Source organism: Ramlibacter agri, assembly GCF_012927085.1.
Taxonomy (GTDB): domain Bacteria; phylum Pseudomonadota; class Gammaproteobacteria; order Burkholderiales; family Burkholderiaceae_C; genus Ramlibacter; species Ramlibacter agri.
This window is the reverse complement of record NZ_JABBFX010000001.1, coordinates 1510196-1534602: the sequence shown is the minus strand read 5'-3', so window position 1 is coordinate 1534602 and position 24407 is coordinate 1510196. Positions and strand designations below refer to the sequence as shown.

Annotated in this window: 23 protein-coding genes; 12 read left to right on the top strand and 11 right to left on the bottom strand. The window is 68.7% G+C overall.

The annotated features are described in order from the left end of the window. Window positions 1-14: 14 nt before the first annotated feature. Window positions 15-2309, top strand: a complete 2295-nt coding sequence (locus HHL11_RS07415; RefSeq protein ID WP_169417768.1) for an NADP-dependent malic enzyme — start codon at window positions 15-17, stop codon at window positions 2307-2309. On the opposite strand, the gene HHL11_RS07410 is transcribed toward HHL11_RS07415, so the two are convergent. The 3 genes from HHL11_RS07410 to HHL11_RS07400 form a co-directional block, all read right to left on the bottom strand. Further along, window positions 2306-4156: a tetratricopeptide repeat protein gene (locus HHL11_RS07410; RefSeq protein ID WP_169417767.1), complete on the bottom strand. Its 1851-nt coding sequence runs from the start codon at window positions 4154-4156 to the stop codon at window positions 2306-2308. The genes HHL11_RS07415 and HHL11_RS07410 overlap by 4 nt on opposite strands. Next, window positions 4143-4544 carry a DUF6165 family protein gene (locus HHL11_RS07405; protein WP_169417766.1) on the bottom strand — a complete coding sequence of 134 codons (402 nt, stop codon included), beginning with the start codon at window positions 4542-4544 and terminating at the stop codon, window positions 4143-4145. The genes HHL11_RS07410 and HHL11_RS07405 overlap by 14 nt, the downstream gene beginning before the upstream one ends. Before the next feature lie 97 nt (window positions 4545-4641). Continuing rightward, window positions 4642-4908, bottom strand: a complete 267-nt coding sequence (locus HHL11_RS07400; RefSeq protein WP_169417765.1) for a GlsB/YeaQ/YmgE family stress response membrane protein — start codon at window positions 4906-4908, stop codon at window positions 4642-4644. A gap of 321 nt (window positions 4909-5229) precedes the next feature. Between HHL11_RS07400 and HHL11_RS07395 the strand changes: the two genes are divergently transcribed. The 6 genes from HHL11_RS07395 to HHL11_RS07370 all read left to right on the top strand — a co-directional run bounded on the left by HHL11_RS07395 (window position 5230) and on the right by HHL11_RS07370 (window position 9509). Then, window positions 5230-6264 (top strand): ABC transporter substrate-binding protein, encoded by a 1035-nt coding sequence (locus HHL11_RS07395; RefSeq protein ID WP_169417764.1) that lies wholly within the window; start codon window positions 5230-5232, stop codon window positions 6262-6264. 4 nt (window positions 6265-6268) lie between these two features. Beyond that, a complete protein-coding gene (locus HHL11_RS07390; protein ID WP_169419950.1) occupies window positions 6269-7081 on the top strand; it encodes an ABC transporter ATP-binding protein in 813 nt (270 codons plus the stop codon). Next, entirely contained in the window at window positions 7078-7845 is a 768-nt protein-coding gene (locus HHL11_RS07385; protein WP_169417763.1) for an ABC transporter permease, read from the top strand. Before HHL11_RS07390 ends, HHL11_RS07385 begins: the two co-directional genes overlap by 4 nt. Beyond that, the gene (locus HHL11_RS07380) at window positions 7842-8669 is read left to right on the top strand and encodes an urease accessory protein UreD (RefSeq protein ID WP_169417762.1); all 828 of its coding nucleotides are present in this window, start codon (window positions 7842-7844) and stop codon (window positions 8667-8669) included. The genes HHL11_RS07385 and HHL11_RS07380 overlap by 4 nt, the downstream gene beginning before the upstream one ends. A gap of 130 nt (window positions 8670-8799) precedes the next feature. Continuing rightward, complete coding sequence (locus tag HHL11_RS07375; RefSeq protein ID WP_169417761.1) at window positions 8800-9222, top strand: hypothetical protein; 423 nt, start codon at window positions 8800-8802, stop codon at window positions 9220-9222. 5 nt (window positions 9223-9227) lie between these two features. Continuing rightward, a complete protein-coding gene (locus HHL11_RS07370; RefSeq protein ID WP_169417760.1) occupies window positions 9228-9509 on the top strand; it encodes a hypothetical protein in 282 nt (93 codons plus the stop codon). Between the two features lie 21 nt (window positions 9510-9530). Here the strand turns inward: HHL11_RS07370 and HHL11_RS07365 are convergent, their stop codons facing one another. The 6 genes from HHL11_RS07365 to urtA all read right to left on the bottom strand — a co-directional run bounded on the left by HHL11_RS07365 (window position 9531) and on the right by urtA (window position 17578). After that, a complete protein-coding gene (locus HHL11_RS07365; protein ID WP_169417759.1) occupies window positions 9531-11561 on the bottom strand; it encodes a hypothetical protein in 2031 nt (676 codons plus the stop codon). A 343-nt stretch (window positions 11562-11904) separates the two neighbouring features. Beyond that, a complete protein-coding gene (urtE, locus tag HHL11_RS07360) occupies window positions 11905-12597 on the bottom strand; it encodes an urea ABC transporter ATP-binding subunit UrtE (RefSeq protein WP_169417758.1) in 693 nt (230 codons plus the stop codon). Between the two features lies 1 nt (window position 12598). After that, window positions 12599-13474 (bottom strand): urea ABC transporter ATP-binding protein UrtD, encoded by an 876-nt coding sequence (gene urtD / locus HHL11_RS07355; RefSeq protein ID WP_169417757.1) that lies wholly within the window; start codon window positions 13472-13474, stop codon window positions 12599-12601. Then, window positions 13471-14625 (bottom strand): urea ABC transporter permease subunit UrtC, encoded by a 1155-nt coding sequence (gene urtC / locus HHL11_RS07350; RefSeq protein WP_169417756.1) that lies wholly within the window; start codon window positions 14623-14625, stop codon window positions 13471-13473. Before urtC ends, urtD begins: the two co-directional genes overlap by 4 nt. Then, window positions 14622-16190: an urea ABC transporter permease subunit UrtB gene (urtB, locus tag HHL11_RS07345; RefSeq protein ID WP_169417755.1), complete on the bottom strand. Its 1569-nt coding sequence runs from the start codon at window positions 16188-16190 to the stop codon at window positions 14622-14624. Before urtB ends, urtC begins: the two co-directional genes overlap by 4 nt. A gap of 113 nt (window positions 16191-16303) precedes the next feature. Next, a complete protein-coding gene (gene urtA / locus HHL11_RS07340) occupies window positions 16304-17578 on the bottom strand; it encodes an urea ABC transporter substrate-binding protein (RefSeq protein ID WP_169417754.1) in 1275 nt (424 codons plus the stop codon). Window positions 17579-17708: 130 nt separating this feature from the next. Between urtA and HHL11_RS07335 the strand changes: the two genes are divergently transcribed. The 3 genes from HHL11_RS07335 (at window position 17709) to HHL11_RS07325 (ending at window position 20334) form a co-directional block, all read left to right on the top strand. Then, window positions 17709-18359, top strand: a complete 651-nt coding sequence (locus tag HHL11_RS07335) for a hemerythrin domain-containing protein (protein WP_240980025.1) — start codon at window positions 17709-17711, stop codon at window positions 18357-18359. Between the two features lie 42 nt (window positions 18360-18401). Further along, window positions 18402-19763, top strand: coding sequence for a dicarboxylate/amino acid:cation symporter (locus HHL11_RS07330; protein ID WP_169417753.1), 1362 nt, complete (start codon window positions 18402-18404; stop codon window positions 19761-19763). Between the two features lie 91 nt (window positions 19764-19854). Next, window positions 19855-20334: a hypothetical protein gene (locus HHL11_RS07325; protein WP_169417752.1), complete on the top strand. Its 480-nt coding sequence runs from the start codon at window positions 19855-19857 to the stop codon at window positions 20332-20334. Here the strand turns inward: HHL11_RS07325 and HHL11_RS07320 are convergent, their stop codons facing one another. Beyond that, a complete protein-coding gene (locus HHL11_RS07320; RefSeq protein ID WP_240980024.1) occupies window positions 20335-21264 on the bottom strand; it encodes a LysR family transcriptional regulator in 930 nt (309 codons plus the stop codon). A gap of 128 nt (window positions 21265-21392) precedes the next feature. On the opposite strand from HHL11_RS07320, the gene HHL11_RS07315 reads away from it, so the two are divergent. Further along, on the top strand, window positions 21393-22379 hold the full coding sequence (locus tag HHL11_RS07315; RefSeq protein WP_169417751.1) for a Bug family tripartite tricarboxylate transporter substrate binding protein: 987 nt from the start codon (window positions 21393-21395) through the stop codon (window positions 22377-22379). After that, window positions 22376-23383 (top strand): 4-hydroxythreonine-4-phosphate dehydrogenase PdxA, encoded by a 1008-nt coding sequence (locus HHL11_RS07310; RefSeq protein WP_342593188.1) that lies wholly within the window; start codon window positions 22376-22378, stop codon window positions 23381-23383. Before HHL11_RS07315 ends, HHL11_RS07310 begins: the two co-directional genes overlap by 4 nt. A gap of 1 nt (window position 23384) precedes the next feature. Here the strand turns inward: HHL11_RS07310 and HHL11_RS07305 are convergent, their stop codons facing one another. Beyond that, window positions 23385-24404 carry a TRAP transporter substrate-binding protein gene (locus tag HHL11_RS07305; protein ID WP_169417750.1) on the bottom strand — a complete coding sequence of 340 codons (1020 nt, stop codon included), beginning with the start codon at window positions 24402-24404 and terminating at the stop codon, window positions 23385-23387. Window positions 24405-24407 lie beyond the last annotated feature (3 nt).

The window sequence follows — 24407 nt, the reverse complement described above, 5'->3', positions numbered from 1 at the left end:
AGAAGGAGACGCCCATGAAAGAACCCACCTCCCAGGCCGAGCTGGCCCTGCGTGAAGCAGCCCGCGAATACCATCGCACGCCCACGCGCGGCAAGATCGCCGTCACCCCGACCAAGCCCCTGTCGAACCAGCGCGACCTGTCGCTGGCCTATTCACCCGGCGTCGCCTATCCCTGCCTGGACATCCAGGCCAACCCCGCGCTCGCCGCCGAGTTCACATCGCGCGGCAACCTCGTCGGTGTCATCACCAACGGCACCGCGGTGCTCGGCCTCGGTGACATCGGCCCGCTGGCCGGCAAGCCGGTGATGGAAGGCAAGGGCTGCCTGTTCAAGAAGTTCGCCGGCATCGACGTGTTCGACATCGAGCTGGCCGAGCGCGACCCCGACAAGCTGGTCGACATCTGCGCCGCGCTGGAGCCCACGCTGGGCGGCATCAACCTCGAGGACATCAAGGCGCCCGAGTGCTTCTACATCGAGAAGAAGCTGCGCGAGCGCGTCAACATCCCGGTGTTCCATGACGACCAGCACGGCACCGCCATCATCTCGGGCGCGGCGCTGCTCAATGGCCTGGAGCTGGTCGGCAAGAAGATCGGCGACATCAAGCTGGTGTCCTCCGGTGCCGGCGCCGCCGCCATCGCCTGCCTCGACCTGATGGTGGGCCTGGGCGTGGCCAGGAAGAACATCTACGTCGTCGACTCCAAGGGCGTCATCTTCCAGGGCCGGCCGGGCGGCTACGACGAGAGCAAGGCGGCCTACGCGCAGGACACCTCGGCCCGCACGCTGGCCGACGTGGTGAAGGGCTCGGACGTGTTCCTCGGCTGCTCCACCGCCGGCGTGCTGACGCCGGACATGGTGAAGACGATGGCGGACAAGCCCATCATCCTCGCGCTCGCCAACCCCGAGCCGGAGATCCGGCCCGAGCTGGCCAAGGAGGCGCGGCCCGATTGCATCATCGCCACCGGCCGCTCGGACTACCCGAACCAGGTGAACAACGTCCTGTGCTTCCCCTACATCTTCCGCGGCGCGCTGGATTGCGGCGCGACGAAGATCACGGAGCAGATGAAGCTGGCCTGCGTGCGCGAGATCGCCGACCTGGCCAAGGCCGACATCAGCGAGGAAGTGGCCAACGCCTACGCGGGCAAGGAGCTGTCCTTCGGGCCGGACTACATCATCCCCACGCCCTTCGATTCGCGGTTGATCCTGCGCATCGCGCCGGCGGTGGCGCGCGCGGCGGCGGAGTCGGGCGTGGCGACGCGGCCCATCCAGGACTTCGACGCCTACACGCACAGCCTGACGCGCTTCGTCTACCAGACCGGCATGATCATGCGGCCGGTGTTCGTGGCGGCCAAGGCGTCCACGGCCAAGCGCGTGGCCTTTGCCGAAGGCGAGGACGAGCGCGTGCTGCGCGCCGCGCAGATGGCCATCGACGACAAGCTGGCCACGCCCATCCTGATCGGGCGGCCGGCGGTGATCGAGGCGCGCATCCACAAGGCCGGCCTGCGCATGCGCCTGGGCGTGGACGTGGAGAACGTCAACCCCGAGAGCGACGTGCGCTTCCGCCAGTACTGGGAGGCCTACCACCGCATCATGGGCCGCAACGGCATGACGCCGGAAGCGTCCAAGGCGCAGGTGCGGCGCTCCAACACGCTGATCGGCGCCCTGGCCGTGCATCTCGGCGACGCCGACGCCATGCTGTGCGGGCTGGTGGGCCGCTTCGACCACCACCTGGAACACGTGCGCGCCGTGATCGGATCCGCCGAGGGCGAACCGGGCCTGGCCACGCTGAACGGCCTGATGCTGCAGGACCGCACGCTGTTCATCGCCGACACCTACGTCAACGAGGACCCGGACGCGGAGCTGCTGGCCCGCATCGCCAAGATGGCGGCGGAGCAGGTGCAGCGCTTCGGCCTGCCGCCCAAGGTGGCCTTCCTGTCGCACAGCAACTTCGGTTCGTCCACGCGCGGCTCGGCCGCCAGGATGCGCAAGGCGCGCGACATCTTCCGCGAGATCGCGCCGGACATCGAATGCGACGGCGAGCTGCAGGGCGACGCGGCGCTGTCGGAAAGCGTGCGGCGCTCCAGCCTGATGGATTCGACGCTGGGCGGCGAAGCCAACCTGCTGATCTGCCCCACGCTGGACTCGGCCAACATCCTGTTCAACGTGCTGAAGATCACCGGCGGCCACGGCATCACCATCGGGCCGATGCTGCTGGGCGCGAAGGCGCCGGTGCATGTGCTGACGCCGTCCGCCACGGTGCGGCGGATCGTCAACATGACGGCCTTGGTGTCCGCCGCGGCGCGTACGGTTTAAACGAGAAGCTGGGCGAGGCGCGCCAGCGGCACCGACCAATCGCCCGCCTTCTCCTGCCGCAACAGCTTCGCCGTCGGGAACCACGGCGAATCCTCGCGGCCGGCCAGCCAGCGGAAGTCGGCGCTGAACGCGAGCAGCATGTAGAGACGGCAGCCCAGCGCGCCGGCCAGGTTGGCGATCGAGGTGTCCACCGACACCACCGCATCCATCAGCACCGCCTGCGCCGCCGTGTCCGGGAAGCCGTTCTCCTCGAACACCGCGACGCGCTCGCCCATCACCGCGCGGTCCGCCGGCGCAATGTCCTTCTGCAGGCACCAGTAGCGCGGCCCCTCGGGCAGCGCCGGCAGCAAGCTCGCCAGCTCCAGCGAACGGCGGCGGTCCGCCGCGTTGCCCGGGTTGCCGGACCAGGCCAGGCCGATGTTGGGCCGGTCGGTGGGCAGCACGGCGCGCCAGCGCGCGATGCGCTCCGGCGCGGGATGCAGGTAGGGCACCGCCGCCGGCAGCGTGTCCAGCGTCGTGCCGAAAGCCAGCGGCAGGCTCATCGAAGGACACCAGCAATCGAAGGCCGGCAGCGCATCGTCCAGCCCCAGCACCTCGATGCCAGGCAAGGTCTCGCGCAACAGCGCCCTCAGCGGCTTCTGCGCCCGCAGCAGCACGCGCGCGCCGCGCGCCATCAGCAGCGGCAGGAAGCGGACCAGCAGCAGCGTGTCGCCCAGGCCCTGCTCCGCGTGCACCAGCAAGGTCTTGCCGGCCAGCGGCTCGCGCCCCAGCCACTTCGGAGCCTCGTAGCGCGGCTCGGGCACGCCCAGGCCCGGCGCCCGCCAGCGCCACTCGTTCTCGGACCAGCCGCGTTCGTAGTCGCCCGCGGCCAGCAGCGAGAGGCCGTAGTTGAAGTGGATGTCCGCGTTGCCTGGCGCCAGTGTGAGAGCGTGCTCGTAATGCGGGCGCGCCAGTTCGTTGCGCTGCAGTTCGCGCCAGGCGTTGGCGATGTTCATTTCCAGTTCGGCGTCGTCCGGGCGCGCGCCCAGCGCCTGCGCGTAGGCGCGCAAGGCTTCCTCGTGGCGGCCCAGGTCCTGCAGCGCGTTGCCGCGGTTGACGGCGAGTTCGGGCGCGCCCGGCGCCAGCGCTTCGGCCTTCGCATAGGCGTCCAGCGCGTCAGCGGGGCGGCGCTGGCCGTAGCGCGCCACGCCCAGGTTCATCCAGGTTTCCCAGGCGCCGGGGTCGGCGCGCAGCGCCTGCTCGCAGGCCGCGGCCGCCTCGTCGAAGCGGTATAGCGCCTGCAAGGTGGCGCCCTGGTTGCTCAGCACGCGGGCGTCGCCGGGGCGCAGCTGCAGCGCGCGGGCGTAGCAGGCCAGCGCGTCCTCGTGCCGGCCTTGCAGGTGCAGGGTCCAACCCAGGTTGTTGTGGATCTCCGCGGCGTTCGGCTGCGCCGCGGCCGCTTCCTGGAAGCTGGCCGCCGCTTCGTCCAGCCGGCCCTGCTGGCGCAGCAAGGCCCCACGGTTGTTCAGCGCCTCGGCGAAGTGCGGCGCCTTCGCCAGCGCCTGTTCGTAGGCAGCCAGGGCTTCGTCCGCCCGGCCCAGCGCCTTCAGCGCCAGCCCGCGCGCATTGAGCACGGCGGGGTGTCCCGGCGCGAGTTGCAGCGCGGCGTCGAAGCAACCCAGCGCCGCGGCTTCATCACCCAGCGCGCGGCGCGCCAGCCCTTCGCGAAAAGCCAGTTCCGGGTTGCGCGGATCAGCGGCGCGCGCCTGCACCAGCAGCTGCAAGGCGCCGGCGTAGTCGCCGCGGGCGCCGGCATCCAGGGCCAGGGCGACCAGCGCCTGGAGGCCCCGACCGTCAGCGGCCGCCACTGTGGTCCTTCTCCTCCACGATGGCCGAGCCGAGCAGCTGGTTGATCTGCCGCTTGATGGCGGCGCGGCGGTCGTTGTTGTCGTAGATGGACTGGGCGGCGGCCACGAAATCCGCGCCGTGGTCCTGGGCGCGCGCGAACGCCCGCACCTTGTTTTCCAGGTCCCACAACGTGGAGTTCACGGCCAGCAGCTGCGCCTGCAGCGCGTCCAGCTGGGCGCGCATGGCGGCCGTGTCCAGCTTGGCAGCGGTTTCCTCCAGCAGCGCCAGCTCGCGCCGGACGTTGGCAAGCTGCTGCGCGTCGGTCATGCGCTCGCGCTTGATCTGCAGGATGGTGATCTTGTCGACGAGTTCGCCCGCGGAAACGGGCACCCACACAGGTTCGGTCATAGCCCCCAATGGTAGGCGCAAAGAAAAAGGGCGCCCAAGGCGCCCCAGCATGCGGGGCAAGCCCCGCGGTTTCAGTTTCTTGTGTGCAGGGCCGTGCTTAGCGCACGCGGCCGCGGCGGAACAGGTTCACGATGGCCAGCAGGATGATCGCGCCGACCAGCGAGACGAGGACCGAGCCGATGGTGATGCCCTGGTTGATGGTGCCCACGCCCACCAGCGGGGAGATCAGCAGGCCGCCCAGGAAAGCGCCCACGATACCGACCACCACGTTCAGCAGGATGCCCTGCTGCCCGTCAGTGCGCATGACCAGGCTGGCCAGCCAGCCGACGATACCGCCAATGATCAACCAAATCAGAAAACCCATAGTCGCACTCCTTGTGCCGCGAACGGCGTTTTGTTGATAGCGGCTGCCGCCTCGGGGCCGCAACCACCTGCCTTGCAGGGCCGGTGCTGTTCACTATGGGCACACGCCGTCAAAAGGGTCGTAGGGACCTGTAACGCAAAAGGGTCCGGGCGAGTCGCGTGGCCGCGTCGGACAAGGACTTACCGCCGGCGGCCCTTTTTTTCACGGGTTAGACCCGACCGTCCCAGGCCGGGCCTGCGGCCACAATCGACCGGCCCCGCCAGCTCGGCGGCACCGTTCTTGCTACCTCCGTCCGCACAAGCATCTCCGGAGCATCGAACCATGAAAAAACGGGTCTTCCTGCAAACCCTCCCTGCCCTGGCGCTGGCCGCCAGCGGCGTCGCCCACGCCCAGGCCAACACGCCGGTCAAGTTCCTGCTGGACTGGCGCTTCGAAGGGCCGGCCGCCCTGTTCCTGCTGCCGGCCGCCAAGGGCTACTTCCGCGACGCCAGGCTGGACGTGACGGTGGACGCCGGCACCGGCTCCGGCGCCGCCGTGCAGCGAGTGGCTTCCGGCACCTACGACATGGGCTTCGCCGACCTCGCGGCGCTGATGGAGTTCCACGCCAACAACCCCGACGCGCCGAACAAGCCGGTGGCGGTGATGATGGTCTACAACAACACGCCGGCCGCCGTGATGGCGCTCAAGAAGTCGGGCATCAAGGCGCCGGCGGACCTGAACGGCAAGAAGCTGGGCGCGCCGGTGTTCGACGCCGGCCGCCGCGGCTTCCCGATCTTCCAGAAGGCCAACGCCATCCCCAACGTCACCTGGGTGTCGATGGACCCGCCGCTGCGCGAAACCATGCTGGCGCGCGGCGACCTGGACGCCATCACCGGCTTCAGCTTCACCTCGCTCTTGAACCTGGAAGCGCGCGGCGTGAAGCCGGCCGACGTGGTGACGATGATGTACGCCGACTACGGCGTGAAGCTGTATGGCAACGTGATCATCGCCTCGCCCAAGCTGATTCGCGAGAACCCGCAGGCCGTCAAGGCCTTCCTGCAGGCCTTCACGCGCGGGGCCAAGGAGGCGATGGCCAACCCGGATGCGGCGGTGGAATACATCAAGCAGCGCGACGGTATCATCAACGTGGAGATGGAGCAGCGGCGGCTGAAGATGGCGATCAACGACGTGATCGCCAGCCCCGACGCCCGCGCCGAAGGCTTCGGCGTCGTCAACCCCGCCCGGCTGTCGCTGATGGCGTCGCAGGTCTCGGACGCCTTCGCCACCAAGACGCGCGTCAACCCCGACACCGTGTGGAACGGCAGCTTCCTGCCGTCCAGGGCGGAACTGAACATCCTGCCGCCCGCGAGGAAGTAAAGCAATCTTGTCGTTCATCGATTTCAAAGACGTCTGGCTCGCCTACAACGACGAACTGTTCGCGGCCGGCCAGTTCGCCGTCGAGGCCATCGACCTGCAGGTGGGCGCCGGCGAATTCATCGCGATCGTCGGGCCTTCGGGCTGCGGCAAGTCCACCTTCATGAAGCTGGCGACGGGCCTGCGCATGCCTTCGCGCGGGCGCATCGCCATCGGCGGCCAGCCGGTGACGGGGCCGCTGAAGATCTCCGGCATGGCCTTCCAGGCGCCTTCGCTGCTGCCCTGGCGCACGACGCTGGACAACGTGCTGCTGCCGCTGGAGATCGTCGAGCCGTACCGCAGCAGCTTCAAGGCCAGGCGCAAGGAGTACGCGGAGCGCGCCCGCGCGCTGCTGCGCAAGGTGGGCCTGGGCGGCTACGAGGACAAGTTCCCGTGGCAGCTTTCGGGCGGCATGCAGCAGCGCGCCAGCATCTGCCGCGCGCTGATCCACGAGCCGCGCATGCTGCTGCTGGACGAGCCCTTCGGCGCGCTGGACGCCTTCACCCGCGAGGAGCTGTGGTGCATCCTGCGCGACCTGTGGGCCGAGCAGCGCTTCAACGTCATCCTGGTCACGCACGACCTGCGCGAGTCCGTCTTCCTGGCCGACACGGTTTACGTCATGAGCAAGAGCCCGGGCCGCTTCGTGGTGAAGCGCGAGATCGACCTGCCGCGCCCGCGCGACCTGGAGATCACCTACACGCAGGAGTTCACGTCCATCGTGCATGAACTGCGCGGGCACATCGGCGCCATGCGCAAGACGGGCGCGGAGGTGGCGCAATGAAGGTGAACAAGCAATTCGAGCGCTGGGCGCCGCTGCTGCTGGCGGTGGCCTTCGTCCTGCTGTGGCAGGTGGTGGTGTCCGCCTTCGAGGTGCCGGAATTCCTGTTCCCCAGCCCCTGGGCCATCGTGCAGCAGTTCGGCGAGTTCAAGGGCCCGCTCATGGCCGCGGCCTGGTCGACGTTCTGGGTCACGATGGTCGGCTTCGGCCTGGCCATCGTCGTCGGCGTGCTGCTCGGTTTCCTGATCGGCTCCTCGCGCATCGCCTATTCGGCGATCTACCCGCTGATGGTGGGCTTCAACGCCGTGCCCAAGGCGGCGATCGTGCCGATCCTGGTGGTGTGGTTCGGCATCGGTATCGGACCGGGCATCATCACCGCCTTCATGATCTCCTTCTTCCCGATCACGGTGAACATCGCCACCGGGCTGGCGACCCTGGAGCCGGAGCTGGAAGACGTGTTGCGGGTGCTGGGCGCGAAGCGCTGGGACGTGCTGGTGAAGGTGGGCCTGCCGCGCGCCATGCCCTACTTCTACGGCTCGCTGAAGATCGCGATCACGCTGGCCTTCATCGGCACCGTGCTGGCGGAGATGACGGCGGGCGACAGCGGCATCGGCAACCTGATCCAGACGGCCGGCAGCCAGCAGCGCATGCCGCTCGCCTTCGCCGGCCTGGTGGCAATCAGCGTGATGGCGATGGCGATGTACGAGCTGTTCAGCGCGATCGAGAAGCACACGACGGCCTGGGCGCATCGCGGCGCGCAGTCGTGAGCTGGCAAGCCAGCCTCCGGCTCGATTACACGCGGCAGGGCGATCGCACGGTCGCCCGCTTCGCCCACGAAGGGCCGCTGCGCATCCTGCAAAGCCTCTGGCCGGAAGGTGACGCCATCTGCCACAACGTGCTGGTGCATCCGCCCGGCGGACTGGTAGGTGGCGACCACCTGGATGTGCGTGCGACGGTCGCCGCCGGCGCGCATGGGCTGGTCACCACGCCGGGCGCCTCGCGCTTCTACCGCAGCGAAGGCGCGGCGGCGGTGCAGGACGTGCAGCTGCAGCTGGCCGAAGGCGCGCGGCTCGAGTGGCTGCCGCTGGAAGCGCTGTACTACAGCGGCTGCGAGGCGCAGAACCGCTTGCAGATGACGCTGGCGCCGGGCGCCGAGCTGCTTGGCTGGGACATCGCCGCGCTGGGCCTGCCGGTGGCGCAGCAGCCTTTCGTGCGCGGCAGCGTGAGGCAGCACCTGGAGCTGCAGGGCGCGTGGCTCGAACGCGGCCGCATCGCCGCCGACGACCGCCGCCTGCTCGATGGGCCGCTGGGCCTGGCCGGCCACCGCTGCCTGGCGACGCTCTTTTTCTGCGCCGGCAGCGAGATCCCGCGGCCGCGGCGCGAAGCGCTGCTGGAGGCGGCCCGCGGCGTCATCGATGCGCAGTCGCAAGCCACGGCCGGGGCTACCGCGCCGGGGCCGCAGGTGGTCGCCGTGCGCGTGCTGGCGCCGTTGGTGGAGCCGGCGCTGCAGCTGTTGAAGGCCGTGCGGCGGGCATGGCGGCCGCTCCTGTGGGGCGTGGATAGCGCCGATCCCCGCGGTTGGGCCATTTGAAACGGGGCTGCGAGGTCTCGTCCTACCCGGCCATAGGGACGCCGGGACGGCCGGAGAAGCATCTCTCCGGCAGTCCTCGGCCGTAGCGCCAGCCAGACTTCGGGCATCGATTGAATGCAAGGAGTCCCCCATGAAAACCACGGACGTCCGCTCGCGCAAGAGCCTCGTGTCCTTCGGCGTGGCCGCCCTGCTGGCCCTCGGCGCCGCCAGCGCCCAGGTTGCGACCGCCGCCTCCGGCCAGCCCGATTCCACGGGCAGTTACCAGCATGAAGTGCAGTCCTGCCTGAGCGGCAACACCCAGCAGGACCAGGCCACCTGCCTGCGCGAAGCGCGCAATGCCGCCGCCGAAAAGCGCCGCGGCCTGCTGCCCACGATGGGCAGCCTGCAGGCCAATGCCTCGGCCCGCTGTGACGTCTTCAAGAGCAGCATCGACAAGGCCGCCTGCGAGGCCCGCCTGAGCGCCGGCAACACCGAAGGCAGCGTCGCCGGTGGGGGCCTGCTGCGCGAAGCGGAAGTCACCATCCCGGCTGGCCAGGTGATGGGCAACCGCTAAGCGACATGCCGGACCGCAAGGAAGGCGGCGGCCCTGCCGCCCATGGCTGGGCCACCGAGGTCACCTGGGATGGCGGCCGCGGCCGCCAGCCTTACGCGAACCAGGGCGCCGAAGAGCAGGGGCCGGTCGCAGCTGAAACGGAAGCCGGAGACCGCGGCGCGGCCTCCGGACGCAACTACGAGCAGTCGCAGCAAGTGCTCGGCTTCCCCGTCACCGACAAGAGCGAGGCGGACCCCACCGTGGCGACGGAGCGCGCCGCGCCCGCCGAACGGACCAAGCCGGAGTGACTCCGGCCTGGCCGCGCTGGCTCAGCGCTTGAACATCTGCATCGACTTGATGCGGTTTTCCTGGCGCGCATCGTTGGCCGACAGCTGCAGCTGGTCGAACACAGTGCCAGCCGCATAGCCGCCGTTCGAGTCGCAATGCGCGTCGCCGCTGCTTTGCCGCGAGCAGGTGATGGTGGCGCCGCGCGTGCTCTGGCTCACACCCAGGGAATCGTTCCAGCGCGAGCTGCTGCTCTCGGACATGCGGCCGAAAGCCTGCACCTGCGTCGGGTCGACCGCGCCGGAAGGCACCATCCAGCCATCGCCGCCGGCGGCCGTGCCGACGCGGATGCTGGCACCGGCGTTCAGCACGATGTGGCTGAGCGCGGACGAAGCGGCCAGCAGCTGCGACTTGTAGGCGTCGGTGAATTGCGCGAACTTCTTCTGCGCCAGCTCCAGCAGCGTGGCCGCGCGGGCGAGCGTGGTGGCGTACTGCACCACGTCCGCCTTGCCGCTGGTGTTGCCGGCCAGGAAGAACTCGGCCTTCCAGGTGCCGACGTTGTTGACGGCGGCCAGTTCGGCGTTGGTCCAGTCACGGTCGACGCCGCCCGGAGCGGGCGACCAGTAGATGCCCGTGTCGCGCGTGCGGGGCGCTCCCGTCGTCGAGGCGGCAGCGAAGCGGCCCGCCATGCGGACGACCGAGGTGTTGGACAGCGAGCCGTCCGGCAATTGCACCGCGAGGTAGCTCAGGCCGGCGCGCGGCTTGAAGGTGTAGGTCACGCCGGTCGGCGAAGTCACCAGCACGTGGTCGAACGCGGACTGGCCATTGGCCTGCGCATTGCCGATGTTGAGGTTGAAGCCGGTGTTCAGGTAGCTGGCCTCCGGCGAGTTGATGAACTCGCGGTCCTCGGCCCACGGCGACACGACGAAGCCGTACAGGTACTGGTTGCCGGCCATGTGAAGCACGTCGCCATCGAGGCGGACGACCAGCGTGCCGAACGACGTGGTGCCGGACGGCGACTTGGCGCGGTAGCTGACGATCATCAGGCCGTCGGCGCCGGTGAACTCCAGCTGCCCGCGGTCGAACACGATGCCGTTGCCGTTCGCCGAAAAAATCCCGCTGAACGCGCCGTTGGGCCCGACCGTGGCGCCGTTGAAGCGATAGCGGGTCGGGTCGTTGGCCGGGAATAGCGCCAGGCAGTCCGCCGCGACGATGGTGCTGCCACTGGCGCGCTGCGCGAGCGGCAGGCCGTAGCACTTGGTCCACTGCGCCATCAGCGCGCGCACCCGCGCGTCCATGTTGGCGGGCGGCAGCGAGGCCTTGGCTACCGCGGCGGGCAGCGCCGGCGGCGTCGAACCGCTGGCGTAGCTGATGCTGGGCGCCTGGTCCCCGTTGGCCACCATGCTCTTGACCGTGACGACGACGTTCGCGCCGTTGCCGGTCGGATTGACGACGACGGACAGCGCCTCCAGCAGGCGGTCGTGGCCGGTGCCGTCTGCCTTGAAGGAGCCGGTGATCGGGTTCGTGCTGTCGCCGATGTTCTGCTCCAGCGGCTGCAGCGCCGTCATCAGGTCGCCCACCGCCTTGGTGACGCTATCCGAAGTCACCGTGGCCGAGCCGGCCGCCACCTGCGAGGCCAGCGCCGAGGGATCGCCGGTGGGCGACAGCGCCACCGCGACCAGGTTGGTGAGCTTGGTGACGTTCGCGGTGGCCGTGCCGCGCGCGGCCACGGGCGTGAAGTACGCCAGGTCGTCCAGCGACGCCGAGACCACGAAGGGCGGCAAGGCGTTGGCGGGCACCACGTACCTGTAGCTGCCGTCCGTGCCCGTCGTCACCGTGTTGCCGACGACGCCGCCGCTGCGGTCGTAGACCCGCACCGTCGCGCCGGCCAGGGCAGCGCCCTGGGCGGCGACGCCGGACAGCGTGAAGTCCGTGGCCTGGGGTGCCGCCGGCGTGTTGGCGCCGGTGTCGGCCGGCGTGTCGCCGCCACCACCGCCACCGCAGGCGGCCAGCCCTGCCAGCACGCCCGCTGCCAGCGCCCCGCGCCAGCGCGGGAAGGGGGATCGTTCTTGCATTTGGAACCTCGCTTCTTGATGGACTGCCCCGGCTCTGCGGGGCGCGTTCACCATAGGAGGCTCCGGATGCACCGGCATCATCGATAGAAGCGAGACGGGGGCGGATGCCTTCCCCAAACGGGAGAAGCATCCGCCCCCTTGCTGCCTCAAACCGGCGGCCGCGGCGTCAGATGATGTGCATGAACATCAGCAACAGCACGACGACGAGCGGAACGCCCAGAAGCCAGAGGATGACCGGCATGGTTGAACTCCTTCAGAACTTGTTGGTTCCAGGATAAGGAACCGTCCTCGGGAGCGCTGCCGGGCGGCGGCGTGTGCTTCAGTAGGCACGTACCTACCGGTATCAGATAGCGACCATATCGCGCACGCCGTCGCTTTCCATGTCCTTGCCGATGCCGCTCTTCAGCACCTCGCCGCGCTCCATGACGAGGTAGCGGTCGGCCAGTTCGCGGGCGAAGTCGTAGTACTGCTCCACCAGCAGAATCGCCATGTCGCCGCGGTCGGCCAGCATGCGGATCACGCGGCCGATGTCCTTGATGATGCTGGGCTGGATGCCTTCGGTGGGCTCGTCCAGCACCAGCAGCTTGGGCTTGGCGGCGAGCGCGCGCGCAATGGCCAGCTGTTGCTGCTGGCCGCCGGACAGGTCGCCGCCGCGGCGATGCAGCATCTGCTTCAGCACCGGGAACAGTTCGTACAGCTCCGGCGGCACCGGCGTGCTGCCGGACTTCGTCGCCAGGCCCATGCGCAGGTTCTCGTCCACCGTGAGCCGGGCGAAGATCTTGCGTCCCTGCGGCACGAAGCCGATGCCGGCGCGGGCCCGCTCGTAAGGCGTGGCGCGCGTGATGTCGCGGCCGTCGAACTGGACGGACCCGGTCTTCACCGGCACCAGGCCCATCAGCGACTTCAGCAGCGTGGTCTTGCCCACGCCGTTGCGCCCCAGGATCACGGTGACCTGCCCCACCTGCGCCTGCAGGCTGACGTCGCGCAGGATGTGCGAGCCGCCGTAGTACTGGTTGATGTTGTTGATCTGAAGCATCTCAGCGTCCCAGGTACACCTCGATCACGCGCTCGTCCGACTGCACCTGCTCCAGCGTGCCTTCGGCCAGCACCGAGCCTTCGTGCAGCACGGTCACCTTCTCGGAGATGGTCTTGATGAAGCTCATGTCGTGCTCCACCACCATCAGCGAGTGCTGGCCCTTGAGCGACAGGAACAGTTCGGCGGTGCGGGCCGTCTCTTCGTCGGTCATGCCCGCCACCGGCTCGTCCAGCAGCAGCAGCTTGGGGTCCTGCATCAGCAGCATGCCGATCTCCAGCCACTGCTTCTGCCCGTGGCTCAGCGTGCCGGCCAGGCGGTTGACGCTCTCGGCGAGGTGGATCGTGCGCAGCACTTCGGCGAGGCGGTCGCTTTGCTCCGAGTCCGGCTGGAAGAAGATCGACGCGTGCACGCCCTTGTCCGTCTTCAGCGCCAGCTCCAGGTTCTCGTAGACGGTCAGCTGCTCGAACACCGTGGGCTTCTGGAACTTGCGGCCGATGCCCAGCTGCGCGATCTCCGCCTCCTTGTAGCGCAGCAGGTCGATGGTGCTGCCGAAGAAGACGCTGCCGGTGTCGGGCCGCGTCTTGCCGGTGATGATGTCCATCATCGTCGTCTTGCCGGCGCCGTTGGGGCCGATGATGCAGCGCAGCTCGCCCGGCGCGATGTCCAGCGACAGCTTGTTGATGGCGCGGAAGCCGTCGAAGCTGACGCAGACGTCTTCCAGGTACAGGATGCGGCCGTGCGTGGTGTCCACCTCGCCCGGCACCACCGGCCGCGCGAAACCCGCCTTGCGGCCCCCGGACTCGGTGCGGCCCTTCGGGGCGTGCTGCCGGTATGCGGAGACGCGCTCGGCGCCTTCGTCCATCAGGTCCGGCGTCATACGCGCTTCCTTCCCAGTTTCTTCGCCAGGCCGACGACGCCATCCGGCAGGAACAGCGTGACGGCGATGAACAGCGCGCCCAGGAAGTACAGCCAGAACTCCGGTGCGGTCACGGTCAGCCAGCTCTTGGCGCCGTTGACGATGAAGGCGCCGACGATCGGCCCCACCAAGGTCGCGCGGCCGCCGACCGCCGCCCAGATGGCGATCTCGATCGAGTTCGCCGGGCTCATCTCGCCCGGGTTGATGATGCCCACCTGCGGCACGTACAGCGCGCCGGCCACGCCGCACATCACGGCCGACAGCGTCCAGATCGCCAGCTTGAAGCCGATGGGGTTGTAACCGGAGAACATGACGCGCGACTCGGCGTCGCGGATCGCCTGCAGCACCCGCCCGAACTTGCTGGCCACCAGGAAGCGCGCCAGCAGGAAGAAGCCCAGCAAGGTGCAGCCGGTCAGCACGAACAGGAACATGCGCATCTGCGGCGTGGCGATGGCGATGCCCGCGATCCGCTTGAAGTCGGTGAAGCCGTTGTTGCCGCCGAAGCCGGTCTCGTTGCGGAAGAACAGCAGCATCGCCGCGAAGGTGAGCGCCTGCGTGATGATCGAGAAGTACACGCCCTTGATGCGCGAGCGGAAGGCGAAGTAGCCGAACACGAAGGCGACCACGGCCGGCACGGCCACGATCAGGAGGCAGGTGGCGAGGAAGCTGCCGGACAGGGACCAGTGCCAGGGCAAGGTCTTCCAGTCCAGGAACACCATGAAGTCCGGCAGGTCGCTGTGGTAGTTGCCGTCGCGGCCGATCTGCCGCATCAGGTACATGCCCATCGCGTAGCCGCCCAGCGCGAAGAACAGGCCGTGCCCCAGCGACAGGATGCCGGTGTAGCCCCAGATCAGGTCCATGGCCAGCGCGCAGATGGCGTAGCACATGATCTTGCCGACCAGGGCGACGGCGTAGTCGCTCATGTGGAAGGCGCTGGACGCCGGCACCACGAGGTTCAGCACCGGCGCGAGCGCACAGACGGCGACCAGGGCGAGGAGGAAGGCGGTCCAGCCGGTTTTTGTCAACAAGGGATGCTTGGCTGGCTTTCGCGCGTCGATCGAAGACGCACGCGCCACCGGCGCAATCACCACATCATCCAGAACTGCACTCATGCCTCCGCACTCCTCCCCTTCACCGCGAACAGCCCTTGCGGCCGCTTCTGGATGAAGACCACGATGAAGACCAGCACCGCGATCTTGGCCAGCACGGCGCCGGCCCAGCCTTCGATGAACTTGTTCAGGATGCCCAGGCCCAGCGCCGCATACACGGTGCCGGCCAGTTGCCCCACGCCACCGAGCACCACCACCATGAAGGAGTCGACGATGTAGGCCTGCCCCAGGTCGGGCCCGACGTTGCCGACCTGGCTCAAGGCGCAGCCCGCGAGGCCGGCGATGCCGGAACCGAGCGCGAAGGCATAGGTGTCCACGCGCGCCGTGTTCACGCCCATGCAGGACGCGATCGGCCGGTTCTGCGTGACGCCGCGCACGAACAGCCCGAGCCGTGTTCGCGCGATCAGCAAGGACATGCCGGCCAGCACCGCGAAGGCGAAGAGGATGATGACGATGCGGTTCCAGGGCAGCTGCAGGTTGCCCAGCACCAGGCCGCCGCTCATCCAGCTGGGGTTCTCGACGCCGACGTTCTGCGCGCCGAAGGTCGAGCGCACCAGCTGCATCAGCATCAGGCTGATGCCCCAGGTGGCCAGCAGCGTTTCCAGCGGCCGGCCATAAAGGAAGCGGATGACGCCGCGCTCCAGGATCGCACCCATCAAAGCGGATGCCATGAAGGCCACCGGCACCGCCGCCACCAGGTACCAGTCGAAGGCGCCCGGCAGGTACTTGCGGAACACGCCCTGCACGACGTAGGTGGCGTAAGCGCCGATCATCATCAGCTCGCCGTGCGCCATGTTGATCACGCCCATCAGGCCGTAGGTGATGGCGAGGCCCAGGGCGACCAGCAGCAGGATGGAGCCCAGGCTGATGCCGGAGAAGACGGCGGCGGCGCGCTCGCTCCAGGCAAGCGAAGCCTCCACGCCGCGCAGCGACAGCTGCAGTGCGGCCTTCACTTCCGCGTCGGTCTCTTCGCCGATTCTTTGCAGCAGCAGGCTGCGCGTGGCCGGGCTCTTGCTGGCCGCGAGCGCTTGCGCCGCTTGCAGGCGCTTGCCCTTGTCGCTGCTGCCCAGGAGCGCGGCGGCGCGCACCAGGCCCAGCCTTTCCTTGATGGCCGCGTCGGTTTCGGCGGCGTAGGCCTTCTCGATCAGCGGCAGCCGCGACTCGTCGGGCTCTTTCTGCAGTTCGGCGACGGCCGCCGCGCGCAGCTTCGCGTCTTTCGAAAAGAGCTTCAACGCCGCGAGCGCCGTATCGAGCTCGCCGCGCATGCGGTTGTTGATGACGACGTCGTCGGCGTCGGCGGGCACTGCGGCGGCAGCGCCGCTGACGGGATCGCTGCCCTGGCCGTCACGGACGATGAAGACCTGGCCGGCCGGCGTGGCCTTGACCGCTTCATCGGACAGGGCCTGGATGAATGCCGCCGTCTTGTCGTCGGCGTGCTCCACCGCCTTGCCCAGCGCCTCGATGCGGGCGTCGGACTCGCCGATGGCGATGGCCTTCGCTTCGTCGGCGGTGAGGGCGTGGGCAGTTGACCAGGAAAGCGCCAACAGGAAGATGAGTTGCCGAAGCATGAATTCTTTCGATACGCGAGGTGCGCGCGGGGGCGCGCCGCGCCGGGCCGCCCCAAGCGGCCGCGCCGCCCCCTGGAAGGGGAGGCGGCCGCGGGCCGCTTCGGGGTGGGCCTTTACACCTTCGACTTGCCGTCCGGCTCGTCCTTCTTCTTGTCGTTGCCTTCGATGTACGGCGACCACGGCTTGGCCTTCACCGGGCCCGGCGTCTTCCAGACGATGTTGAACTGGCCGTCGGACTTCACTTCGCCGATGAACACCGGCTTGTGCAGGTGGTGGTTCTTCGGGTCCATGGTGGCCGTGAAGCCCGAGGGCGCCTTGAAGGTCTGGCCGGCCATCGCCGCGATCACCTTGTCGGTGTCGGTGGACTTGGCCTTTTCCACCGCCTGCGCCCACATGTGCACGCCGATGTAGGTGGCTTCCATCGGGTCGTTGGTCAGCGGCTTGTCCTTGTGGCCGGGGATGTTCTTGGCCTTGGCGTAGGCCGACCACTTGGCGATGAAGTCCGCGTTGGTCGGGTTCTTCACCGACATGAAGTAGTTCCAGGCGGCCAGGTGGCCCACCAGCGGCTTGGTGTCGACGCCGCGCAGTTCTTCCTCGCCCACCGAGAAGGCCACCACCGGCACGTCCTTGGCCTTCAGGCCGGCGTTGCCCAGCTCCTTGTAGAAGGGCACGTTGGAGTCGCCGTTGATCGTGGAGATCACCGCGGTCTTCTTGCCTTCGCTGGAGAACTTCTTGATCTTGCCGATGATCGTCTGGTAGTCGCTGTGGCCGAAGGGCGTGTACTCCTCCATGATGTCCGACTCGGGGATGCCCTTGGACTTCAGGAAGGCGCGCAGGATCTTGTTGGTGGTGCGCGGGTACACGTAGTCGGTGCCCAGGAGCACGAAGCGCTTGGCACCGCCGCCTTCCTTGGACATCAGGTATTCGACGGCGGGGATGGCCTGCTGGTTGGGCGCGGCGCCGGTGTAGAACACGTTCTTCGACAGCTCTTCACCCTCGTACTGCACCGGGTAGAACAGCAGGCCGTTCAGTTCCTCCACCACCGGCAGCACCGACTTGCGCGACACCGAGGTCCAGCAGCCGAAGATGACGGCCACCTTGTCCTGGGTCAGCAGCTGCTTGGTCTTCTCGGCGAACAGCGGCCAGTTGGAGGCGGGGTCGACGACCACCGGTTCCAGCTTCTTGCCCAGGACGCCACCCTTGGCGTTGATCTCGTCGATGGCCATCAGGGCCGTGTCCTTCAACACGGTTTCCGAGATGGCCATGGTGCCGGACAGGCTGTGGAGGATGCCGACCTTGATGGTGTCATCCGCCGCGAAGGCCGGCATGCCGGCGGCGGCCAGCGCGGTGGCGGCCACGAGGGCCTGGAGGGTGAATCGACGCTGCATTGCTCTTCTCCTGTGAGTGGATGAGGTTCATCCTAGGGAGGGGGGCCGGGACGGCATATACGGCACATGGCGTACGGCGCATGCAGCTCGGGTTGCCGTCCGACAGGCCGCCGCGCCGAGGCACGGCTCAATGGCGACAACCGGATCCACCCGCCCGCACACCATGTCGCCCCTGCTCGCGCAACTCTCCCCCAGCGTCACCAACCTGATCCGGCTGGACCACACGCATGTCCTCAGCGCCTTCCACCAGTACGAGATCGGCTCGTCGGACCGCCTGAAGCGCGGGCTGGCGGACAGCGTGTGCCTGGCCATCGAGCTGCACACGCAACTGGAAGAAGAGGTCTTCTATCCCGCCCTGCGCGTGGTGGCCGACACCGAGATGCTGCGCAAGAGCACGCCCGAGCACGACGAAATGCGCGGCCTGATCGCCCGCCTGCGCGCCATGACGGTCAGCGACCCGGTCTACGACGACACCTTCTTCGAGCTGATGCGCCACGTGATGCACCACGTGGCCGACGAGGAGACACTGCTGCTGCCGGCGGCCGAGCGCCTGATCCCCGAGCAGCTGGCCGAACTGGGCGCGCGCTTCAACAAGCGCCGGCTGGAACTGGCCGCGCCGCGCACGCCCGAGCTGGCCGCCAGCTTCGCGCGCTCGCTGAGCGCCGGCACCTTGCTGGCGGCCGGCGGCGCCGTGCTGGCCGGCGCCCACCTGCTCACGCGCCACCGCCTCGGCGAGCGTGGCCTGGGGCTGGGCCGCGGACGCAGCGCGCGCCCCATTTGACGGTCAGCAGTGCCAGAATGGGGCGACTGCGGAGGTCGCCCGATGAACCCAAGAACACCTGCCGTCACCCGGCACCGTCGGCTCTACCGTTCCCTCTACGTCCAGGTCTTGTGCGCCGTGGTCATCGGCGTGCTGATCGGCCATTTCTTCCCGGCGACCGGCGAAGCGATGAAGCCGCTGGGCGATGGCTTCATCAAGCTCATCAAGATGATGATCGCGCCCATCATCTTCTGTACCGTCGTGACCGGCATCGCCGGCATGGAGGACATGAAGAAGGTGGGCAAGACCGGCGGCCTGGCCCTGCTCTACTTCGAGGTCGTCAGCAGCATCGCCCTGCTGGTCGGGCTGGTGCTGGTCAACACCATCGGCCCGGGCCACGGCATGAACGTCGACCCCGCCTCGCTGGACACCAAGGGCATCGCCGCCTACACGGACCCGCACAAGCTCGGCACGACCACCGAGTTCTTCATGAACATCATCCCCGAGACGCTCGTGGGCGCGTTCGCGAAGGGCGAGATCCTGCAGGTGCTGCTCATTGCCATCCTGTTCGGTTTCGCGCTGCACCGCTTCGGCGGCCGCGGCACGCTGGTGTTCGACTGGATCGAGAAGGCCTCGCACGTTCTCTTCACGATGGTCGGCTTCATCATGCGGGTGGCGCCGATCGGCGCCTTCGGCGCGATGGCCTTCACCATCGGCAAGTACGGCATCGGCTCGCTGTTCCAGCTGGGCAAGCTGATGGGGACTTTCTACCTCACCTGCCTGATCTTCATCTTCGTCGTGCTGGGCCTCATCGGTCGCATGCATGGCTTCTCGGTGTGGAAGCTGGTGAAGTACATCAAGGAGGAGCTGCTGATCGTGCTGGGCACCTCCTCGTCCGAGTCGGTGCTGCCGCGGATGATGGAAAAGCTGGAGAACCTGGGCGCCCGCAAGACCACCGTGGGCCTGGTCATCCCCACCGGCTACTCCTTCAACCTGGATGGCACCAACATCTACCTGACGATGGCGGCGGTGTTCATCGCCCAGGCCACCAACACGCCGATGACGCTGCTGCAGGAGCTGACCTTGCTGGGCGTGCTGGTCATCACCTCGAAGGGCGCGGCCGGCGTCACCGGCAGCGGCTTCATCGTGCTGGCGGCCACGCTGTCGGCGGTGGGCCACGTGCCGGTCGCCGGCCTGGCGCTGATCCTCGGCATCGACCGCTTCATGTCGGAAGCGCGGGCGCTCACCAACCTGGTGGGCAACGCCGTCGCCACGCTGGTGGTGGCGCGCTGGACCGGCGACCTGGACATGGCGCAGTTGCACGCCCGCCTGAACAACCAGGACTGGGAAGAGACCGGCGAGCCGGAGCTGCTGCACGAAGCGAAGACGGCGCACATGAAGCCGACGGAGGAGATTTCGCCCTAGCTGTCACCTCGCCGCGACACGCACATGTATCAGCGGCGCGAAACGTGCGGAATCCGCAGCTTCCGTCACGCGCGCTTCCTACACTGCGGGCATGAACGAGCTCCTGGGGCACCCCGAAGAACTGCAGCGTGCCTATGCCGTCGCCACCCCGGCCGCGCGCCTGCGCGTGATCCGGCAGCGGCTGGCCAGCGCGCACGGTGAGATGGGATCCACGCGCCTGGTCACGGTGGTGTCGGCGGTGGAAGCGCTGGCGCGCTCGCTGGTCGTGCACGCCCCCGGCCGGCCGGCCAGCACGGCGGAGATGCGCCACCGGCAGTTCCGGCACACCGGGCCGGTGGAACTGGTGGAGGAAGTGCTGCGCCTGCGCGGCGCCAAGCCGCCGCAACAGCATTTCGACGCCGACACCTGGAAACTGTTCGAGGCCGCCACCTGCTACCGGGACCTGATCGTGCACGAGTGCACCTTTGTCGGCCAGGACCGCCATCCGCACCTGATCGCGGCGGCGGACGCCGTGCTGCACGGGCTGGTGGAACTGGCGGGACTGGAAGCGCGGCCCAAGGCCGTCGCGTAGTCAGCCAGCTACGCGCAATTCCTCGACGAACGAAGCCGCAGCCGGCGACAGCTCGCGGTGCCGGCGCGTGATGAGGTGCACCGGCGGCACCTTCAGCGGCAGCTCCAGCGGCACCACTTGCAGCAACCCGAGCCGCGCGTAGTGCGCGGCCAGCGAGGCCGGCATGATGGCCGCCATGTCGCTCGCCTCCAGCAAGGCGGTAGTGGCGACCGTCGACGCGGTTTCGGTGATGTCCAGGCGCGCGTGCACGCCCGCTTCGCGCAGCGCCGCCTCGAAGCGGCTGCGCTGCGGCGAGCCATGCGGCTGCAGGATCCAGGGCCAGCGCGCCAGGTCTTCCAGCGCCGGCTGGCGCAGCTCCAGCAGCGGATGGCCGTTGCGCACCACTGCCACTTGCGGCTCTGCCAGCAGCGCGCGCAGTTCCAGTTCCTCCTCGTCGTGGCCCTCGGCCAGCCGGCCCAGCACCACGTCGACGTCGCCGCGCTGCAGGTGCGCCAGCATCACGTCGCTGGTCTCCACCAGCACCGACACCGCCACCTTGGGATGCTTGCGTTTCCACACTGCCAGCGCCGGCGCCAGCAGCTGCGGCAGCGCGCCGGGAACGCTGCCCAGGCGCAGCCGGCCGCGCAGGCCGGAGCGCAGCGCCGCCATCTGGTCGCGCGCGAAGCCGAAGTCCACCAGCGCCTGGCGCGCATAGCGGATCAGCACCTCGCCGCTGGGCGTGGGCTCCATGCCGCGGGCCAGGCGCGTGAACAGCGGCACGCCGACGGCTTCTTCCGCCTGCTGCAGCAGCTTGGTGGCGGCCGGCTGGCTCATGCCCAGCGCGGACGCGGCGCGGCCCAGGTTGCGTTCGCGGCCCAACCCCTCCAGCAGCAGCAGCTGGCGGGTGCGCAGGCGCATCAAAAGCGCGGCGTCGGAAAGCGTCTTGGCCAAGAGAAAAGGGCGCGAGCCATATACATCCGTGCATGGATTCTTCAGGCAAATTCATTGGAGTGGAATGGCAACGACCCTTACCCTGGCGGCGAGCGCGGGCCCACCCGCGCCGCAACAGGAGACAAGACATGCTGTTCCGTCCCGCCCGCCGCCACGCCCTGGGCCTGGCCGCGTCCGCCCTGCTGTTCGCCGCCCTGCCGGCCACCGCGCAGACCTGGCCCGACAAGCCGCTGCGCATCATGGTCGGCGCCTCGCCCGGCGGCGGCACCGACATCCTGGCCCGCATGCTGGCCGACAAGTTCGCGCCGGACTTCAAGCAGACCGTGGTGGTGGAGAACCGCCCGGGCGCGTCCAACACCATCGCCGCCGACCTGACGGCGCATGCAGCCGCCGACGGCTCCACGCTGCTGCTGGCCACCAACACCGGCCAGGCGATCGCGCCACACCTGCTGAAACTGAAGTTCGACCCGCTGAAGGACCTGCAGCCGGTGGGCCTGGTGGCCGTCATGCCCAACGTGCTGGTGGTCTCGGCCGCCTCGCCGTACAGGTCCGTGAAGGACATCGTCACCGCGATGACGGAGCAGCCCGGCATGCTGAAGTACGGCTCCTCCGGCGTCGGCAGCACGCAGCACATCGCTGGCGAAGCCTTCACGCTGGCCACCGGCACCAAGGCGATCCATGTGCCTTACAAAGGCAGCTCGCAGGCGCACATCGACATCATCGGCGGCGCGGTGACCATGATGTTCGATTCCACCTCGTCGGCCATGGGCCAGATCCGCAACGGCAAGCTGCGCGCGCTGGCGGTGATGTCGGACCAGCGTGCGGCCGAACTGCCCGACGTGCCGACGATGGCCGAAGCCGGCTACAAGGGCTCGGACGTGCAGACCTGGTACGGCCTCTACGTGACCGCCGGCACGCCCAAGCCCGCCGTCGACGCGCTGGTCGGCGAGCTGCAACGCGTGCTGAAGCTGCCCGACGTGCAGGCCCGCATCAAGGGCCTGGGTGGCGAAGTCGGCGCGGTCAGCGCCGACCAGTTCGCGGAGATGAACCGGCAGGAATTCGAGCGCTTCCGCAAGCTGGTGAAGGACGCCAACATCAAGGCGGACGGCTCGTGAGCGCCGGGTCCCGCAAGCCGCGGCTGGCCGTGCTGGCCGGCGACCCCGCCGGCGTCGGGCCGGAGATGGCGGTGAAGCTGCTGGCGCGGCAGCAGAACCAGCAGGCGGCCGACCTGCTGCTCATCGCCCCGGCCTCGGTGCTGGCCGGCGGCGAACGCTTCGCCGCCACGCCGCTGGAGACGCTGCCGGCCCAGTCGCTGGACACGCTGCGCTTTGCGCCCGGCCGCATCGCCCATTGGGTGCAGCCGGAGCCGGCCGGCGGCCCGGCGCCGCTGGGCGCATGCAGCGTGCCGGCCGGAGCGGTGGCCTTGCAAGGGCTCGCCTGGGCGGCCGAAGCGGCGCAACGCGGCGTGGTCGACGGCATCGTCTACGCGCCGCTGAACAAGCACTCGCTGCGGCTGGCGGGCATGGCGGAGGAAGACGAACTGCGCTTCCTGCAGGCCTGCTTCAGCGGCCGCGGCTTCGTCTGCGAGTTCAACATCACCGGCGCGCTGTGGACTTCGCGCGTGACCTCGCACGTGCCGCTGCGCGAGGTGGCGGACCTGGTCACGCCGCAATCGGTGAGCGATGGCGTGCGCATCATCGACACGGCGCTGAAGCGCGCCGGCATCGCGCGGCCGCGCATCGCCATCTCGGGCCTCAACCCGCATGCGGGCGATGGCGGCTCGATCGGCCGCGAAGAAATCGAAGTGATCGCGCCGACGGTGGAAGCGCTGAAGCGCGAAGGGCTGGAGGTGAGCGGCCCCTGGTCGCCCGACATCGTGTTCATCGCGGCGCGCCGCGGCGACTTCGATGCGGTGGTCTCGATGTACCACGACCAGGGCCAGATCGCGATGAAGCTGATGGGCTTCGAGAGCGGCGTGACGCTGCAGGGCGGGCTGCCGGTGCCGGTGGCGACGTCGGCCAGCGGCAGCGCCTTCGACATCGCCGGCCGCGGCATCGCGCGGGTCGATGGCCTGCAAGCGGCCTTCGACCTGTGCGTGCGGATGGCCGGCGCCGCCTAGCTTACTTCCGCAGCTTCGCCACTTCCGCGTCGAGCTCCTTCACGAGCTCGGCGTGGCCGGAGGCGGCGAACTTGGTGGTGGCCGGGCGGGCCGTCTGGCGCATCTTGTCCAGTTCGGCTTCGTTCAGCACCGTCACCTGCATGCCCTTCTTCTTCAGGTCTTCCAGGGCGCGGGCGCCCTCGGCGCGGCTGTCCTTGCGCTCGAAGTCACGCGAAGCGACGGCGGACGCCATCACGGCCTTCTTCTCGTCGGCGCCCAGGCCGTCCCACCACTTCTTGCTGGCCAGGACGATCCACGGGCTGTATACGTGGCGGGTGATCGACAGGTACTTCTGCACCTCGTAGAACTTGCTCGACTCGATGGTGTTGACCGGGTTCTCCTGGCCGTCCACCGTCTTCGACTCGAGCGCGGTGAACAGCTCCGAGAAGGACAGCGGCACGGCGTTGGCGCCCATCGAGTTGAACATGTCGATGTACATCGGGTTCTGCATCACGCGCAGCTTCACGCCCTTCAGGTCGTCCATCTTCGCGATGGCGTGCTTGGAGTTCGTGAGGTTGCGGAAGCCGTTCTCCCAGTAGGCCAGGCCCACCAGGCCCTTGGCTTCCAGCTTGGCCATCAGCTTCTGGCCGACCGGGCCGTCGAGGACGGCGTCGGCTTCCTTCTCGTTGGCGAACAGGAAGGGCAGGTCGAACACGCCGAAGTCGTCGACGATGCCCACCAGCGTGGCGGTGGACACCACCGTCATTTCCTGGGCGCCACCGATCAGCGCGTTCTGCATCTGCAGGTCGCTGCCCAGCGCGGCGCTGGCGAAGCCCTTCATGCGGAACTTGCCGTCGGTGCGCTTGGCCAGGTCCTCGGCCAGGAACTTCGCGGCGCGGCCCTGGTTGCTGTCTTCCGCCAGGCCGTAGCCGAAGCGGACGATGTGCGGCTTGAAATCGGCGGCCTGGGCCGCCAGCGAGGCGGCGCCGATGGCGATGGCGAGCAGCAGTCGTTGGAATGGTTTCTTCAAGGTTTGCTCCATGGG